General features: G+C 60.7%; 15 protein-coding genes and 1 tRNA gene. 4 read left to right on the top strand and 12 right to left on the bottom strand.

Going from position 1 to position 16,003, the window contains the following annotated elements:
- Positions 1–34 precede the first annotated feature (34 nt).
- Positions 35–991: a LysR substrate-binding domain-containing protein gene (locus J2J98_RS03910; RefSeq protein WP_138393871.1), complete on the top strand. Its 957-nt coding sequence runs from the start codon at positions 35–37 to the stop codon at positions 989–991.
- A 6-nt stretch (positions 992–997) separates the two neighbouring features.
- On the opposite strand, the gene J2J98_RS03905 is transcribed toward J2J98_RS03910, so the two are convergent.
- The 3 genes from J2J98_RS03905 to J2J98_RS03895 all read right to left on the bottom strand — a co-directional run bounded on the left by J2J98_RS03905 (position 998) and on the right by J2J98_RS03895 (position 3,188).
- Positions 998–1,684 carry a TetR family transcriptional regulator gene (locus J2J98_RS03905; protein ID WP_138393872.1) on the bottom strand — a complete coding sequence of 229 codons (687 nt, stop codon included), beginning with the start codon at positions 1,682–1,684 and terminating at the stop codon, positions 998–1,000.
- A 227-nt stretch (positions 1,685–1,911) separates the two neighbouring features.
- The gene (locus tag J2J98_RS03900) at positions 1,912–2,328 is read right to left on the bottom strand and encodes an MAPEG family protein (RefSeq protein ID WP_138393873.1); all 417 of its coding nucleotides are present in this window, start codon (positions 2,326–2,328) and stop codon (positions 1,912–1,914) included.
- A 104-nt stretch (positions 2,329–2,432) separates the two neighbouring features.
- Positions 2,433–3,188 carry an SDR family oxidoreductase gene (locus J2J98_RS03895; RefSeq protein WP_138393874.1) on the bottom strand — a complete coding sequence of 252 codons (756 nt, stop codon included), beginning with the start codon at positions 3,186–3,188 and terminating at the stop codon, positions 2,433–2,435.
- 94 nt (positions 3,189–3,282) lie between these two features.
- On the opposite strand from J2J98_RS03895, the gene J2J98_RS03890 reads away from it, so the two are divergent.
- Positions 3,283–4,200 (top strand): LysR family transcriptional regulator, encoded by a 918-nt coding sequence (locus tag J2J98_RS03890; protein WP_138393875.1) that lies wholly within the window; start codon positions 3,283–3,285, stop codon positions 4,198–4,200.
- A gap of 8 nt (positions 4,201–4,208) precedes the next feature.
- Here the strand turns inward: J2J98_RS03890 and J2J98_RS03885 are convergent, their stop codons facing one another.
- The 3 genes from J2J98_RS03885 to J2J98_RS03875 form a co-directional block, all read right to left on the bottom strand.
- Positions 4,209–4,763 carry a hypothetical protein gene (locus J2J98_RS03885; protein ID WP_138393876.1) on the bottom strand — a complete coding sequence of 185 codons (555 nt, stop codon included), beginning with the start codon at positions 4,761–4,763 and terminating at the stop codon, positions 4,209–4,211.
- 1 nt (position 4,764) lies between these two features.
- Complete coding sequence (gene guaB / locus J2J98_RS03880) at positions 4,765–6,249, bottom strand: IMP dehydrogenase (RefSeq protein WP_064706219.1); 1,485 nt, start codon at positions 6,247–6,249, stop codon at positions 4,765–4,767.
- 380 nt (positions 6,250–6,629) lie between these two features.
- Entirely contained in the window at positions 6,630–7,622 is a 993-nt protein-coding gene (locus tag J2J98_RS03875; protein ID WP_207602382.1) for an MBL fold metallo-hydrolase, read from the bottom strand.
- Positions 7,623–7,867: 245 nt separating this feature from the next.
- Between J2J98_RS03875 and J2J98_RS03870 the strand changes: the two genes are divergently transcribed.
- Positions 7,868–9,292, top strand: coding sequence for a DHA2 family efflux MFS transporter permease subunit (locus tag J2J98_RS03870; protein ID WP_207602381.1), 1,425 nt, complete (start codon positions 7,868–7,870; stop codon positions 9,290–9,292).
- Between the two features lie 9 nt (positions 9,293–9,301).
- Here J2J98_RS03870 and J2J98_RS03865 read toward each other — a convergent pair whose 3' ends face one another.
- Genes J2J98_RS03865 through J2J98_RS03855 form a run of 3 tightly spaced genes read right to left on the bottom strand, consistent with a single transcriptional unit; the run spans position 9,302 to position 12,029 of the window.
- Entirely contained in the window at positions 9,302–9,685 is a 384-nt protein-coding gene (locus J2J98_RS03865; protein WP_064706217.1) for a VOC family protein, read from the bottom strand.
- A 57-nt stretch (positions 9,686–9,742) separates the two neighbouring features.
- Positions 9,743–10,462, bottom strand: a complete 720-nt coding sequence (locus J2J98_RS03860) for an RlmE family RNA methyltransferase (RefSeq protein ID WP_064706216.1) — start codon at positions 10,460–10,462, stop codon at positions 9,743–9,745.
- Positions 10,463–10,472: 10 nt separating this feature from the next.
- Positions 10,473–12,029 carry a Ppx/GppA phosphatase family protein gene (locus J2J98_RS03855; RefSeq protein ID WP_138393879.1) on the bottom strand — a complete coding sequence of 519 codons (1,557 nt, stop codon included), beginning with the start codon at positions 12,027–12,029 and terminating at the stop codon, positions 10,473–10,475.
- Between the two features lie 245 nt (positions 12,030–12,274).
- Between J2J98_RS03855 and J2J98_RS03850 the strand changes: the two genes are divergently transcribed.
- A tRNA-Gln gene (locus tag J2J98_RS03850) sits at positions 12,275–12,348 on the top strand.
- 67 nt (positions 12,349–12,415) lie between these two features.
- Here the strand turns inward: J2J98_RS03850 and J2J98_RS03845 are convergent.
- The 3 genes from J2J98_RS03845 to gmd form a co-directional block, all read right to left on the bottom strand.
- Positions 12,416–13,438 (bottom strand): methyltransferase, encoded by a 1,023-nt coding sequence (locus J2J98_RS03845; RefSeq protein ID WP_207602380.1) that lies wholly within the window; start codon positions 13,436–13,438, stop codon positions 12,416–12,418.
- A gap of 505 nt (positions 13,439–13,943) precedes the next feature.
- On the bottom strand, positions 13,944–14,894 hold the full coding sequence (gene fcl / locus J2J98_RS03840; RefSeq protein WP_207602379.1) for a GDP-L-fucose synthase: 951 nt from the start codon (positions 14,892–14,894) through the stop codon (positions 13,944–13,946).
- On the bottom strand, positions 14,895–15,956 hold the full coding sequence (gene gmd / locus J2J98_RS03835) for a GDP-mannose 4,6-dehydratase (protein ID WP_207602378.1): 1,062 nt from the start codon (positions 15,954–15,956) through the stop codon (positions 14,895–14,897).
- Positions 15,957–16,003: the final 47 nt, after the last annotated feature.

Genomic DNA, 16,003 nt, shown 5'->3' with positions numbered 1-16,003 from the left:
ATGATTATCATCAGCTATCTTTATAGGTGAAACCATGTCCGCGCCTCTTGATCTCGACCAGTTGCAGACTTTCATCGCCATCGTCGATTCCGGCAGCTTCACCAAGGCGGCCGACAGGGTCTACAAAACCCAATCTGCCGTTTCCATGCAGATGCGCCGTCTCGAAGAACGCATCGGCAAGCAGTTGTTCATCAAGGACGGCCGCGGCAACCGGCTGACGGTCGAGGGCGAAAAACTCCTCAATTACGCCCGGCGCATCATCCGCCTCAACAATGAGGCGATCGCCGCCTTCGACGACAACAGGCTGGAGGGGACGCTGCGCATCGGCACTCCGGACGATTATGCCGACCGCTATATGCCTGAAATCATCGGCCGTTTTGCCAAGACGCACCCGAACGTCGAGCTTTACATCGTCTGCGAGCCTTCGATGGACCTTGCCGAGCGCATGCACAAGGGCGAGCTCGATATCGCGCTCGTCACCCACAATCCGCGCGAGCGCATGTCCGATGTGGTGAGAACAGAACCGCTGTGCTGGGTAGGCTCGGCCAACCATCCTATCCGAGACGACGCGCCTGTGCCGCTTGCCGTTGGCCGGCGCGACTGCCAATGGCGCCAACTCGCCTGCTCGGCGCTTGATGCCGTCGGACGAGAACACCAGATCCTGTTCACCAGCTGGTCCTGCACGGTCGTCGCCGCAGCGGTGCTTGCCGGCATGGCGGTCTCCGTGATGCCGGAATCGGCGCTGCGGACGGGCATGAAGGTACTGAGCCAGGCGGATGGCTTCCCCGCTTTGCCTCCGGTGCAGATCGGGATCATGAAAAGGCCTGGCGTTTCGATCTCGCTGATGAACGCGATCACTGCGCATATCACTGCCTGCCTCGACAACATCACGCCGGCGGTTGTCGACGACAGCCTCGACGTGGATGTTAAATCCGCCCAGGCGCGGCTTTATCCGCGGCTGAAGGCCGCCAATACGATGCCGAGCTGGTAGGGCGCTTCAGCTCGTTATCTGCGAGTATGTCGTGATCCCGGCTCCGCTTCCATAGGCGGCGCTCGGCGCGGCAGCGGCGAAAAGGGAGGCGCGGATGACGCGTTTCCACTCGCCGAGCATGCGCCGGGCTATGGTCTCTTCGCTGACGGCGGCAAGCCGGATAACGGCGCCGATCAGGTGGCTGAAAAGGTAAGTGCGCGCGAACATTTCTTCGTCGCAAAGGTCGGGAGCCAACCTGCGTACGGCGTCATGAAAGATGCCGGCGACGCGGCCGCTATGCTCGATATTCAGCTGAAGCAGATCCTGATCCGTCTCGGTTCCCATCCAGACGCCGAGATAGACGGGATCGTCGCGATAGGATTCGTAATACCAGTCGATGGTGGCGCAGACGAGATCGAGGGCCTGCTCGAGTGACTGCACTTCGCTGAACATCGCAGCCGTCTTCGCCTGGATTGCCGAAGCGTGCTGGTCGAACAATGCTTTGACGATCGCTGCCTTCTCCGGGAAATACTGGTAAACCGAACCTATCGGCACCTTGGCGGCTACGGCGAGTTCCGTCATCCGCATGGCGCTGACGCCTTTTTGCGCGATTATTTTGGCAGCGGCGGCAAGAATAAGATCCAGCCTCTGGATGCTGCGCTCCTGCTTCGGCTTCCTGCGCAAGCCGATGCGTTCCATGCTTTCCGCGCCCATTTCGTTCCCATTCTTATTGTTCGCGGCGGATGCATCTGCGTCCGGCGCGTTGAGCGGATATGACATTGCAGGCGTTCATCAGCGGTAAATGGAAAAGCTCACATTTTAACGATCGGCAAACGTCAGTGAAATCAGACTTCTAGACCACATTACTCTGATTGATAGGCACGCAAAAAACGTTACCTGGTTGTAAGATCCGATGAGTTGCTGCCTGGACAGCGTCACCGTCAGCCCACCGCCATCCAGACGGCGAGCCAACCCCACATGGCTGCAAGCACCAGATAGCCGGCAGCAAAGATCGGGCTGCGGTAACGGAGATCATTGCTCGTGACGTGAATGGCGGCATGAGCGTAACGCAGGGCGACGAAGACCCAGGCAAGGCAGACGGCGACAAGATTGTCGGCCTCGGTGATAAAGAGAAGAATGCAGCAGGCGTAAAAGAGTACAGGCAATTCGAACTGGTTGGCGAGGCAATTCTTGACGACCAGGCTTTCTGGGGGTTCGTCACGATTTTCGCGATAATCCGATTTCCGGATCTTGCCGGCGCGCACCAATTTCCCGCGGCGCATGCCCAGGAGCACATAGAGACCATAGACCAGAGCCACATGGGCAAGCAGTGGCCAGAAGATTTGATAGCCGGTCATGGTCGCCGTTACTTTCCGCTCCTATATGTCGATGGCAGCATTAGCGGAAAGGATTAGCGGATGCCAGCGGCTCGCCGCCGGTATCCGCAAACCCGATATGGTCTTCACACCTGGGCGCTGCCGCCGTCGACGAAGAGTTCGGCACCGGTGACGAAGCTGGAATCCTCCGAGGCAAGGAAGAGTGCGGCAGCGGCAACTTCCTCGGCACGACCGACCCTGCCCATTGGCACCTGGGCCGCCAGGACGTCGAGCAAGCCCTGCTGTTGCGCTTTGTCCTTACCTGCCAATTCGACCAGTCCAGTCGTTTCCGTCGGGCCAGGACTAAGCGTGTTGATCCGAATCCCGCGATCCTTCAAGTCGAGGATCCAGTTGCGCGCAAAACTGCGCAAGGCGGCTTTCGATGCGGCGTAAACGCTGAAGGCGGGTGTGCCGGTCGAGCCTGCTGTCGATCCCGTCAGGATGATCGATGCTCCTCGCGAGAGCAGCGGTAAGGCCTTCTGCACCGTAAAGAGAACCCCCTTCACGTTCCGGTCGAACGTGTCGTCATACTGCTCTTCAGTGATTTCGCCGAGGGGCAACATGGAGCCGCCACCCGCGTTCACGAAGAGCACGTCAACTTTCCCAGCCTCTGCCTTCACCCGTTCATAGAGGCGATCGAGGTCGGCGAGATTGGCTGAATCAGCCTGGATTCCCACAACCCCGCCGCCGATCTCAGCGATTGCTGCATCGAGAACGTCCTTCCGGCGGCCGGTGATAAAAACGCGTGCGCCCTCGGCTACGAAACGCTTAGCCGCTGCAAGGCCAATGCCAGAAGTGGCGCCCGTGATAACCGCAACCTTCGCATTCAGTCGTTGTGTCATCGTGTCGTCTCCTTTGGTTCGACTGAAGCGGAGATATGGACGGCGGCGTCGTTTCGGAATAGAAAGAATTGAAATCCATTGTTTCAGGAATGAAATGAGCAAATTTCCAGATTTCGAGGGTCTGGCGATGTTCGCGAAGGTCGCCGAAGAGCGTTCTTTCCTTCGGGCTGCCCAGACGCTCGGCGTGTCAGTGCCGACAGTTTCGCGCGCCGTGAGCCGGCTTGAGCACAGGCTGGGCGCAAGGCTCTTCAACCGCACCTCACGGCAACTCGCGTTGACGGAATTCGGCCTGCGACTGGTCGACAGCGCCGCACGAATATATGCCGAAGCCGAAATGGCAGAGGACGCTGCCCGGGAGATTGCTACCCGGCCGAAGGGGCTCATCAGGCTTGCCGCACCGATGGCCTTCGGGACACGCTGGCTGGCCCCAATCCTACCCGACTTTTTCGAGCTCTTTCCGGATATTTCCATCGACCTGCACTTGAGCGATGCCGTCGTCGATATCGTCGCAGACGGCTTTGATGCGGCGCTCAGGATCGCGGTGCTGCCCGACTCCTCATTGGTCGCGCGCAAGCTGACGCCGGTGGATCGCTTCATTCTCGCTGCACCCGCATATCTCGATCGGTACGGCGTGCCGGAACATCCCCGTGAACTAGCGGCTCACCATTGCCTCGGATACACTTATAGGGCGCGACAGGATGTCTGGCGCCTGCGCAACAGTGAAGGCAAGGAGGAGGTCATCGTGCCAAGTGGCTCTCTCAAGGCCACCAATTCCCAAGCTTTGGTGCCAATGGCGCTACGCGGCCTCGGGATCATCGAACTACCCGAGTTTCTCGCGCATGACTATCTCATAGACGGCCGGCTGAAGCCTATCCTTCCCGCCTGGACGCTGCCGACCGGCGCACTGTATTTCGTCACACCTTCTGCTCGGAACCGGCCAGCGAAGGTCGAGGTCCTTTCCGATTTCATGATGGCGGGGCTGTCAAATCCGGTATGGCGGCGAAGGGGCTGATAGCCGCTTCAACCCCGGCCTGGCGAGAGCCAACGGGCAATGGCCAGCCGGGCGGCGACGATGAAGCAGATAGCGAGGCTTGCGAATTTCAACCGCGTCATCCATGGCAGCAGGTACGTTGCAAGACCTGCAGACGCGCCGTTGCCGAAGGCGATCAGACTGGAAATATTCTCGCCGTAATCGGAGATGCCGTAGATAAAAGGCAGCAGGTAGATCGCCTTGGCGAGGAGCGGATGAAGTGGCCGGCCGAACCACGAGCCGACAGGGCCAAGCCAGAGGAAGACAAGGAACAGCAGCGCCGTCAGCAATGCCGGAAAGATCAGCTCCGGCCCGAAATACATGGCGCTGAGCAGCCTCGCCGCCGTTTCGTTCCCGTCGAGCACCTTCTGCATGTGGAGGACGGCAGATTCCTCGTAACCGGCGAAATAGGTGTCGAGCACCGCCTGCCCGGTTTCGTGCTTAAAGGGAACGACGAAGCCGAATGTCGTCCAGGCAATCACCGCAAGGCAGAGGACTGCGAGCAGCGCGAGGATCCAGGACGGAATTGCGCTGCCCGCCTTCATATCAGAGGCCGGCGCCCGGATAGTTCGGGCTCTCTCGGGTGATCGTCACGTCATGAGCGTGGCTTTCGCGAAGACCGGCTCCGGAGATGCGCACGAAAGTGGCCCGCTCCTGGAAATCCTTCAGATCCTTGCCGCCGACATAACCCATGGCCGCCTTGAGGCCGCCGGCGAGCTGGTGGACGACGGCCGACACCGGTCCCTTGTAAGGCACCTGACCCTCGATGCCTTCCGGCACGAGCTTGAGTGTGTCGCGCACCTCAGCCTGGAAATAGCGGTCGGCCGAGCCGCGGGCCATGGCGCCGACGGAGCCCATGCCGCGATAGGCCTTGAAGGAACGGCCCTGGTAGAGATAGACCTCGCCCGGGCTTTCATCGGTGCCGGCCAGCAGCGAGCCGATCATGACGGCGGAGGCGCCGGCGGCGATCGCCTTGGCAAGATCGCCGGAGAATTTGATGCCGCCATCGGCGATGACGGGCACGTCCTGATCCCGCGCGGCCTCGACCGCCGACATGATGGCAGCAAGCTGAGGGACGCCGACGCCGGCGACGATGCGCGTCGTGCAGATCGAGCCCGGGCCGATGCCGACCTTGACGGCGTCCGCGCCGGCATCGATCAGCGCTCTGGTGCCGTCATAGGTGGCGACGTTGCCGGCCATGATCCTGACCGAATTGGAAAGCTTCTTGACGCGGGTAACAGCATCGAGGACACGCTGCGAATGGCCATGGGCGGTATCGACGACCAGAAGGTCGACGCCTGCCTCGATCAGGCGTTCGGCACGCTCGAAGCCGTCATCGCCGACGCTGATGGCGGCGGCGGCGCGAAGCCTTCCCTGGGCATCCTTGGACGCGTTCGGGTTCAGCTGCGACTTCTCGATATCCTTGACGGTGATGAGGCCGACGCAGCGGCCGTCAGCATCCACGACCAGCAGCTTCTCGATGCGATGCGAGTGCAGTAGGCGCTTGGCTTCCTGCTGATCGACGCTCTCCTTGACGGTGACCAGGTTGTCCTTGGTCATCAGCTCATGGATCTTCTGCTCCGGATCCGAGGCGAAGCGGACGTCGCGGTTGGTGAGGATGCCGACGAGGCGGCCGGACTTCTCGACGACCGGAATGCCCGATATGCCGTGTGACTTCATCAGGCTCAGCGCTTCGGCAAGCTTCGCGTCCGGGCCGATGGTGACCGGATTGACCACCATTCCACTTTCGAACTTCTTCACCTGGCGGACCTCTTCAGCCTGTTCGATCGGCGTCAGGTTGCGGTGGATGACGCCGAGGCCACCGGCCTGGGCCATGGCGATCGCCAAGCGGCTTTCGGTGACGGTATCCATGGCCGAGGAGAGGATCGGGATGTTGAGGTCGAAGTCGCGGGCGATGCGGGTGGAGATATTGGTCTGCCCGGGCATGACCTCGGAGTGGCCGGGCTGCAGCAGCACGTCGTCGAAGGTAAGCGCGTCCGCGCCGGTTGCCGTTTCAATGATGCGGGCCATGGCCAAATTCCTTCAGTTAAGAAAATGCAACCCGGCCCGGAAACGAATCGTCCGCCCCGGCGGTGTGCATGAATTGCTTGGAAGTTGGCGAGGGCTGGTAACACGTCTACGACAGGAAGGAAATAGCAAAAAGCCCGGTGTGGCCGCCGGGCTCGTCATGACAGCCATGCATCTACCGCATCGGCCCGAAATCGAATTCGATTCCGGAAAGCACGACGCGTAGATTCAAAGTGTTACAGCGTCCTTTGCGCGCCTGATAGACGCGCGGTCCGTAAAGCGCATCGCGTCAAACTTGATTCATGCGATGCGCTTTAGCTCTTTGCTTTTACGCATGTCGTTAACCCGGAACCGCTGCACACTTCCGGGCGACATGCGGTAGCTCAAATGTCGAATTGATAGGTCTTCGGCACGAAGCGATAGCCGCCGTCCTGCTTCTCGGCGAAGCCGACCGCCGGGAACGGCATGTGGTAGCCGAGGAAGGCGACCTTGTCGGTCGCGATCATGTCGAAGACCTTGCGGCGGCTCGCCGCCGCCTGCGCCTTGTCCATATCGAAGCGCACTTCCCAATCCGGGCGCAGCAGCGACAGAATATAGTGGTTGGCCGTATCGCCGGTCAGCAGCAGGCGCTTGCCCTCGGATTCCACATGGAACACCATGTGGCCCGGGCTGTGACCCGCCGCCAGCATCGCCGTCATGCCGGGCGCGACGCGGTCACCGTCCTTGATGAATGTGGCTTTTTCGACAAGCGGCGTCACGTTGGCGAGCACGGCCTTGTGGCCGCCTTCGGCGGGCGTGCCCTCGCGTGATTTGTTCGACCAGAAGTCATACTCAGCCTGGCCAACCACATAACGGGCATTCTTGAAGGCGGCGGCGCCGTCTTCCATCAGACCGCCGATATGATCCCCGTGCAGGTGGGTCAGCGCCACAAGGGTGACGTCGTCGGCGGAATATCCTGCGGCCTTCAGACCTTCGGCAAGCTGGCCGGCGCCGCGCGCCCGCCCCGCCGCGCCGAAGCCGGTATCGATAAGAATGACATCCGAACCGGTATCGATGATGGCAGGCGCATATCCGTTCAAGAACTTGTCGGCCGGCAGGAAGTTTGCGGTCAGCAAAGCCTTGACGGTTTCGGGGTCCTGATTGGTGCCGAAGGTTTCATTGGGTCTTTCGGAGATGTTGATGCCGTCGCGCACGACGGTGACCTTAAAGGAACCGAGCTTGAATTGATTGATTTCGGGCAAAGGCGCTGCATTCATATTGCTGCTTTCTCCAGTCGGGGCCGCTTCGGCCTTCTGTCTTAAAATTACCGGCGCCGCCAGCAGTCCGAGGCCTGCGGCAAAAAGCGTGCGCCGCTTTAATTGCGTTGAAATTGCCATGTCCACTCCCCTTTGTTGCGCGGCGTGTCGGCCGCACTGCCCCGACGATATGCCCGCCCGGATTCATACCGGGGCGAAGCGAACATATGTCAATCTTGATAGGGAAGGTTGCGGGGCAAGCCAGCTCACGCAGACGTGAACCAAACGTGCGATCGAAGCCGATTGAAGGATTGGCAGGCCCTGGAAGTGGGTCTACACAGCAAATGCCTTCCTCCTCCGATCGCAGCCTATCACGGCTCCCGTCTATGAACCGCATCGTCCCGCTGATCCTTGCCGTCGCTCTCTTCATGGAGCAGATGGACTCCACCGTGATTTCGACGGCGCTGCCGGCAATCGCCAAGGATCTCAACGTCGGGCCGATCACTCTGAAGCTGGCACTGACGTCCTACATGGTGGCGCTGGCGGTGTTCATTCCGGTCAGCGGCTGGATGGCCGACAGGTTCGGCGCCAAGAAGATATTCCGCCTCGCCATCTCGGTCTTCGTCGTCGGCTCGATCTTCTGCGCCGTCTCTTCCAATCTCGTCGAATTCGTATTTGCCCGCTTCCTGCAGGGCATGGGCGGCGCGATGATGACGCCGGTCGGCCGTCTCGTCCTGGTGCGCACCACGCAGCGCAGCGACCTCGTCTCGGCCATGGCGCTGCTGACCATTCCGGCCCTTGTCGGCCCGCTCACCGGCCCACCGCTCGGCGGCTTCATAACTACCTATTTCAGCTGGCACTGGATCTTCCTGATCAACGTGCCGGTCGGCATCGTCGGCATCTGGCTTGCGACGATCTTCCTGCCGGAGGTTGAAGCGACGGCGCCGCCGAAGCTCGATTTCACCGGCTTTCTGCTCACCTCGCTTTCGGCCGCGGGCGTAGTCTTCGGCCTGTCGGTGGTCAGCCTGCCGGCCCTGCCCCCGGTCATCGGCATCACCGCGACCTTGATCGGCCTTGCCTGCGGCATCCTCTACGTCAGCCATGCAAAGCGCCACCCGGCGCCGATCCTCAACCTCAATCTGTTCAAGAATCCGACATTCCGGGCTTCGACTACGGGAGGCAACCTCTTTCGAATCTGCGTCGGCGCCATGCCATTTCTGACACCACTGATGCTGCAGCTCGGCTTCGGGCTGACGCCGTTCCAATCCGGCCTCATTACCTTTGCCGGGGCGATCGGGGCGATCACCACGAAGTTCATGGCCAAGCGCGTTTTCGCAGCCACCGGCTTCCGCACGACGCTCATCGGCGCCGCCATGGTGACGGCTGTGGTGACCGTGATCACCGGCTTCTTCACGCCGGCAACCCCGCATCTCATCATCATCGGCGTTCTGCTTCTCGGCGGTTTCTCCCGGTCCTTCATGTTCACGGGCGTCAATGCGCTTGCCTTTGCCGATATCGATGATGCTGAAGCCAGCCAGGCGACATCGATGAGCTCCGTCATGCAACAGGTCAGCCTGGCGCTCGGCGTCGCCGTGGCGGCCGCAATTTTGGAGACCTCGATCCATATCAGGGGCGAGGCGTTGCAGGTTGCGGATTTCCACCTTGCCTTCTACATCATCGCAGGACTGACCGTGATTGCGACCATTCCCTTCATCCGGATGGACCGCAATGCCGGCGCGCTCGTTTCCGGCCACCGTCCCAGTCTCGTGAAGGCGTCTAAGATCAAGGCGGAACAGCCGGTCGTGAAATAGGCCCCCGTCTTATTCGGGGCTTTCGCAGACGGCACTCAGCTTGTTGCCGTCAAGATCCCGGACATAGGCCGCATAGAAATGGGCGTGGTAGGAACGCAGGCCAGGCTTGCCCTCATCCACCGCGCCTGCCGCTATCGCGGCTGCGTGGAAGGCATCGACAGCCGCCCGCGTTTCGGCCGCAAGCGCGACCATGGCACCATTCCCGGCAGTCGCACGGCGACGATTGAACGGCGTCACCACCCAGAAGCGGCAGCGCGTGTCACCATCGGCGGAATAGCCGATTTCCTCCTCCGAATGACGCTGGCGCCGATAGCCGAGCGCACCCAGCACGGCGTCATAGAAATGACCTGCGCGTTGAAGATCGTTGGTGCCGAGTGTGATATAGAGAAGCATCTGGCCAGCTGTATTAAAATCCTGCGCCGCCATCATCAGCCGGAATAAGTCTGAAGATCAACCCTCTTCTGTTTCGCCTTCCGTCTTACGCCCTTTAAAGCCCTTGGCCAGCAGGAACATTTCGACCGATTCGGCGCGCGACGAGGCGGGCTTGACATGGACGACCTGGCGAAAGTTCTGCTTCAGCATGGCGAGCAGATCACGCTCGGTGCCGCCCTGGAAGGTCTTGGTGAGGAAATGCCCGCCCTCCCCCAGCACCTCGATGGCGAAGTGGGCTGCGACTTCGCAAAGATGCATGGTGCGCAGATGATCGGTGCGATGGTGGCCCGTGGTCGGGGCGGCCATATCGGAGATGACGAGGTCGGGCGTGCCGCCAACAGCCTCCATCAGCTTTTCCGGCGCACTGGGATCGAGGAAATCGAGCTGCAGGATCTTGACGCCGGGAAGCTGGGCCATTTCGAGGAAATCGATCGCCGCCACACGCACGTCCTCATCCGTCGAGCCGGTGACCTTGGCGGCGATCTGCGACCAGCTGCCAGGAGCTGCCCCCAGATCGATGATGCGCTTGGCGCCGCGCAGGATGTGGTATTTCTCGTCGATCTCCAACAGCTTGAAGGCGGCGCGGGCGCGATAGCCTTCGAGCTGGGCGCGCTGCACATAGGGATCGTTGATGTGGCGCTGCAGCCATTGGCGGGAGGATGCCTTCATCTTCTTGTTCTTGACGCGCTGGCCGAGCTTGCGGCCGGTGCGGTTTCCCGCGATCGGTGCCTTTGTCATGCCCTTCCCCCTATTTCGCCCGCTGACCTCGGCGGTTGCGATGGCGCCGCCATACGCCGTCATCGGCCATCATGTCGGTGAGCAGGCCTTCCCTCAAGCCGCGATCGGCAACCCGCATGCGCGGGCTCGGCCAGCGGCGGCGGATCGCCTCGAGAATGGCGCAACCCGCCAGCACCAGATCCGCGCGGTCCGGCCCGATGCAGGGATTGGCGGCGCGGCTTTCGAAATCCCAGGAGAGAAGCTTTGCCTGCATGGCGGAGACCTCGTCATCCGAGAGCCAGATGCCGTCGACCTTGCGCCGGTCATAACGCGGCAGGTCGAGATGAACGCCGGCAAGCGTCGTCACCGTGCCCGACGTGCCGATCAGGTGGAAGTCGCCGGTCTCAGCGATCTCGATCTGCGGGCAATCGAAGCTTCCAAGCATGGCTTCGACCTCGCGCACCATGCCTTCGAAAACATCCGGCGTGACGTCGCGCCCGCCGTGACGCTCCGACAGCGTCACGACGCCGACCGGAAGGGAGGTCCAGTGGGTGATGTGATTGGCCAGCCGGCTAAAGCGATTGTCGCCGATGCGGATGACGGCGATCTCCGATGAGCCGCCGCCAATATCAAAGAGGACGACGGAACGGGTCTCGCGGCCGACGAGTGAGGAGCAGCCGGAGACCGCAAGCCGCGCCTCGGTCTCCCGGTCGATGATTTCAAGCTCGAGGCCGGTTTCCGCGACGACTCGGCCGAGGAACTCCGCGCCATTAATCGCCTGGCGGCAGGCTTCGGTGGCGATCAGCCGCATGCGGCGGATCTCCCGGTTCCTGAGCTTGCCGGCGCAGATTTTCAGCGCCTCGACCGCCCTTTCCATCGCCTCGTCGGAAAGACGACCGCTGGCGGCAAGGCCTTCCCCGAGCCGCACGATACGAGAAAAGGCATCGACGACGCGGAACTGACCCGGACGGGTCGGCTGGGCAATGAGCAGACGGCAATTATTGGTGCCGAGATCGAGCGCAGCATAGAGCTCGTCCGGCCATGCGTGCTCGCCGGCCTGGCGATCCCCCTGGCGACCGATGCTCTCCTGGCGCCCTTTACGGCCGTCGGCCGCGCCGTTCTGCATCTCGCCGGGGACGGCACTGAGCGCGGTCTCATCGACGCGGCTTTCCTGCAGCGGGACATGGGCAGGCTTTGCCGATGACAGCGGCCGGCCCTGCAGCCCGCGCTTGCCGCGATGCTTCCGGCGGTTGCGCCGGCTCGATGCCTGTTCGGCCCCGGACCGGGCGGCACTGGCTACCGCGCCTGTCTGTTCCACCGCCTGGTTTTGAAGCGAGCCATGCTGTGAAGCGCCCTGACCGCCACGACGGCGACGCTTCCGCTTGCGGGCCGGATTCCCGGCTGCATCTTCTATCGGGCGCGCAGGCTGTCCGGCACCGCCGGAAAGCTCATGCGAAGCGGGATGAGCCGCATTGCGGGATTGCCCGCCTCGCTTGCCCTTGCGGCGCCTGGACTTCTTGCCGTCCCTGCGCCCTGCCGCCGTCGCCCCGTCAAATTGCGGCTTGGCGCCGCCTTCGGGGTCTTCCACGTTGTTTTTCCACCGCGCCGCGCAAGTCCCTGGGATATGCAGCAGGCGCTCATTCGATTTTTGCGTTGCCGCAAGAATATCAGCGGCCGCCAAAATCACCAAATTCTTTTTTGGCAGAGGGCTTTGCGGAAGAGGTTCGCCCCTTGGCTGAGAGGGCCGATTTTTTTCAAAACAGGTATTTGCAATCGCCGGGCTTTTGTTTATAAGCGCCGCACACCAGCCGAACCGCCCGCCGGTTCGCTTGCTGGGGAATAGTTCAATGGTAGAACAGCGGACTCTGACTCCGTCGATCTTGGTTCGAATCCAGGTTCCCCAGCCAGTCCTTCTTCAACCTCAGATGAGCTCGGTTCTGTCGACAAAATAGGACAGACGGCTTTTTGTTGCGGCTATTCAAAGAGAATGAGGCTTGCAGGCGTCGGCGGCATCGGTTTGACCGTGACGCCGGCTAGTCCGGCCATTTTTGCCATCTCAGCCAACTCGCTTTCCTTATAAGCCTGGCCCGCTGGCGTGCTGGCGAGCATCTCCCAGGAGAAGGCCGCGGGAAAAGGCGGCGACACGCCATCTTCGTTCGGCACAAAATCGACCGCCACGATCCGACCATCCTTTGCAAGGCTCGCGATGATCTTTCGCAACAGCTCAGCGCATGTCGGCAAATCGAAATGGTGCAGAAAATTCGGAAGCAGGACGAGGTCATAACCCGTGCCCCACTCCACATCGAAGGCACTGCCGGCGATCGTCCGGTAGCGGTCCGCCACGCCGGCTTTTTCCGCATTCTGCCTCGACAGCTCCAAGACGGCGCCCCAGTCGACGGCGACGATCTCAGACGATGGAAAGGCCTTGGCAATTTCTATCCCGAAAACGCCTGGACCTGCGGCGATGTCCAACACCTTCTTTGGGGAGACCGGCCAGCCGGAGATTTCGCCAGCCAGTAGTTTGGCGCTGAGCCCGGTAAAGGAGCCCATGCCGCGCGCAAATTTCAGCCAGACCGGATTGTCTGGCGACATGTTCGCGAGCCCGGCCGAACCGCCGTTTCGCACGATGGCGGCCGGGTCGCGCAGAAAGTTATCCAGTACTTCGGGTGCGGCGACGAACTCGACAGCGGAGCCCATATAGGCCGGCGAATTGCGATCGAGGAACATTCTGGTCGAGGGCGTCGTTCTGTACCGTTCGCCCTCCTTGGTCAGGAAGCCATGGACCACAAGGTAATCGCAGAGGATGCGAACCCCACGCTCCGAGGCGCCTGTTGCCGACCCCAGCACAGCTGGCGTTTTGCCCTCGCTGATATGAGTGAAGAGATCAAGCTCGATGGCCGCTCTGATCGCCGCCGTCTTTCGGCATGCAAACAGTGCATCGACTACAAGTTCAGGCGACACTGCGCCAGCATGGGCATCCCCGATGATTGTTTCCATGGAATTCCCCCAAGAATTTCGACTGATCTTGCCTGGCAGCGCCAGCCGCAGAAATTATGCGTATATTCGGTCTCCCTACAATACTCACCGCGCTAACCCTATCGGGTTCCCCGCCGCAATGGCAGAGCTGTCCTGCGGCCGTCGACAAGAGACGCGATTGCTCTTCCACGCAGAGCGAACCACCCTTTCGCCTTTATCCTGACGGGGAGTGAAAGTTCAGACGACAATGCGGTTCCGGATTTCACAGCTGCCAGAACGCGATTTCCGAGCTGACAAGGATAGAAACTGAATGGAGCGAATGTTAACCGGCTGGAGCAGTTGCCGCGCATCGCCGCCTGTCACCACAAAGCCGACGGGTCATTGGGACCTTCCTCGCTCCGGCAGCCATGCGGATTTGGCCGACATTCACGGGATAATCTGGGCACCACGAGGAATTGAAGGCGACGCCTCCATGCCGCGAACATCGACGCGGGAATTGCAAAATGCTGATCTTGACCGCCTGGTATCAGACCGCTGGATCGGCTCCATTTTCGGACTGCAGAAACCAAGCGTAGGTGGCTCGGATGCCGTCCTCAAGCGGGATGCTTGCTTTCCAGCCCATGTCCTGCAGCTTCTTGTTGCTCATCAGCTTTCGCGGCGTGCCGTCGGGTTTAGAAAGATCATGAATGATCTCGCCCTCGTAACCAACAACGCGGCATACCAAACGCGCCAGCTCGATAATTTCGAGATCCGTGCCCGAGCCGACATTGACGTGCTGCGATCCCGAATATGTTTTGAGCAGAAACACCAAGGCGTCGGCGCAGTCGTCGACGTGAAGAAACTCCCGGCGCGGGGTCCCTGTGCCCCAGACCACTATGTGCGGGTCTTTGCGAAGTTTCGCGGCATGCGCCTTGCGGATGAGGGCGGGCATTACATGACTGGAATTCAGGTCGAAATTATCGCCCGGGCCGTACAGATTGGTCGGCATGGCCGAAATGTAATCGCGACCATATTGCTTACGATAGGCCTCCGCGAGCTTGATACCGGCGATCTTGGCAATCGCGTACCATTCGTTGGTCGGCTCGAGCGGACCGGTCAGCAGCGCCTCTTCGGGAATCGGCTGTGGAGCGAGTTTGGGATAGATGCAGCTTGACCCCAGGAAGAGAAGCCGGTCCACTCCCGCTCGGTGGGCGGCTTCGAAGATGTTGGCTTCGATGATAAGATTGTCATAGAGGAATTCTGCGGGATAGCTGTCATTCGCGAGGATGCCGCCAACTCTTGCAGCGGCGAGGATGGCCGCATCAGGTCGAACTGATTCAACAAATTTCTCGACCTCGTCCTGGCGCCTCAAGTCGACTTCCCGGCGGGTAGCCGTGATGATGCTGCAATTTTCCGATTGAAGCCTGCGCACAAGAGCGCTGCCAACCATACCACGATGACCGGCAACCCAGATCTTTTTGTTGGATAAGTCGTACACTCAGATCTCTTTCCGGCTGCCTTGAGCCTTCCAGTGCTTGATATCCTCGCGCACCATTTCGGCTGCGAGTTCGCGAACCGGCGTCTTATGGTGCCAGCCCAGATTCTGACGCGCCTTGGTCGGGTCGCCAAGCAGAAGATCGACTTCCGTCGGGCGGAAATATCGAGGATCGATTTCCACAAGGCACCTACCGGAGGCGGAGTCATAACCCCTTTCGTCGACGCCGGACCCCTTCCATTCCAAGGTGATGCCGACGTCGGCGAAGGCCCACTCGACAAACTGGCGGACACGCGTTGTCTCACCCGTCGCCAAGACGTAGTCATCCGGCTTGTTCTGTTGCAGCATGAGCCACATGCCCTCGACATATTCGCGAGCGTGGCCCCAGTCGCGCTTGGCGTCGAGGTTGCCCAGGAAAAGCTTGTCTTGAAGGCCGAGGCTGATGGCAGCCACGGCCATCGTGATCTTGCGCGTGACGAAGGTCTCGCCGCGAAGCGGGCTTTCATGGTTGAACAGAATGCCGTTCGACGCGTGCATGCCGTAGGCCTCGCGATAATTCACGACGATCCAGTAGGCATAGAGCTTGGCTGCGGCATAGGGAGAGCGCGGATAGAACGGGGTCTTCTCGTTCTGCGGCACTTGCTGCACGAGACCGTAGAGTTCCGATGTCGATGCCTGGTAGAATCGGCTTTTTTTCTCAAGACCCAGGATGCGAATCGCCTCAAGCAGCCTCAACGTCCCGATACCATCGGCATCGGCTGTATATTCCGGCGTTTCGAAACTGACGCCGACATGGCTTTGTGCGGCAAGGTTGTAGATTTCATCAGGCTGTGTCTGCTGCACGATCCGCAGAAGATTGGTCGAGTCGATCATATCGCCATAGTGGAGGATGAAGCGCGGATGGGCTTCATGCGGATCCTGATAGATATGTTCGATGCGGCCGGTATTAAAAGACGAGGACCGCCGCTTGATGCCATGCACCGTATAGCCTTTGCTCAGAAGCAATTCGGCCAAGTAGGCACCATCCTGACCAGTCACCCCGGTGATAAGCGCAGTTTTCGTCATTTTTCACGTCGTCTTTCGATGCAATCTTTGGGAGGTGTTTATGGAAA

Source organism: Rhizobium bangladeshense (assembly GCF_017357245.1).
In the GTDB taxonomy this organism is placed as follows: Bacteria; Pseudomonadota; Alphaproteobacteria; order Rhizobiales; family Rhizobiaceae; genus Rhizobium; species Rhizobium bangladeshense.
This window is presented reverse-complemented; position numbering and strand designations above follow the sequence as displayed.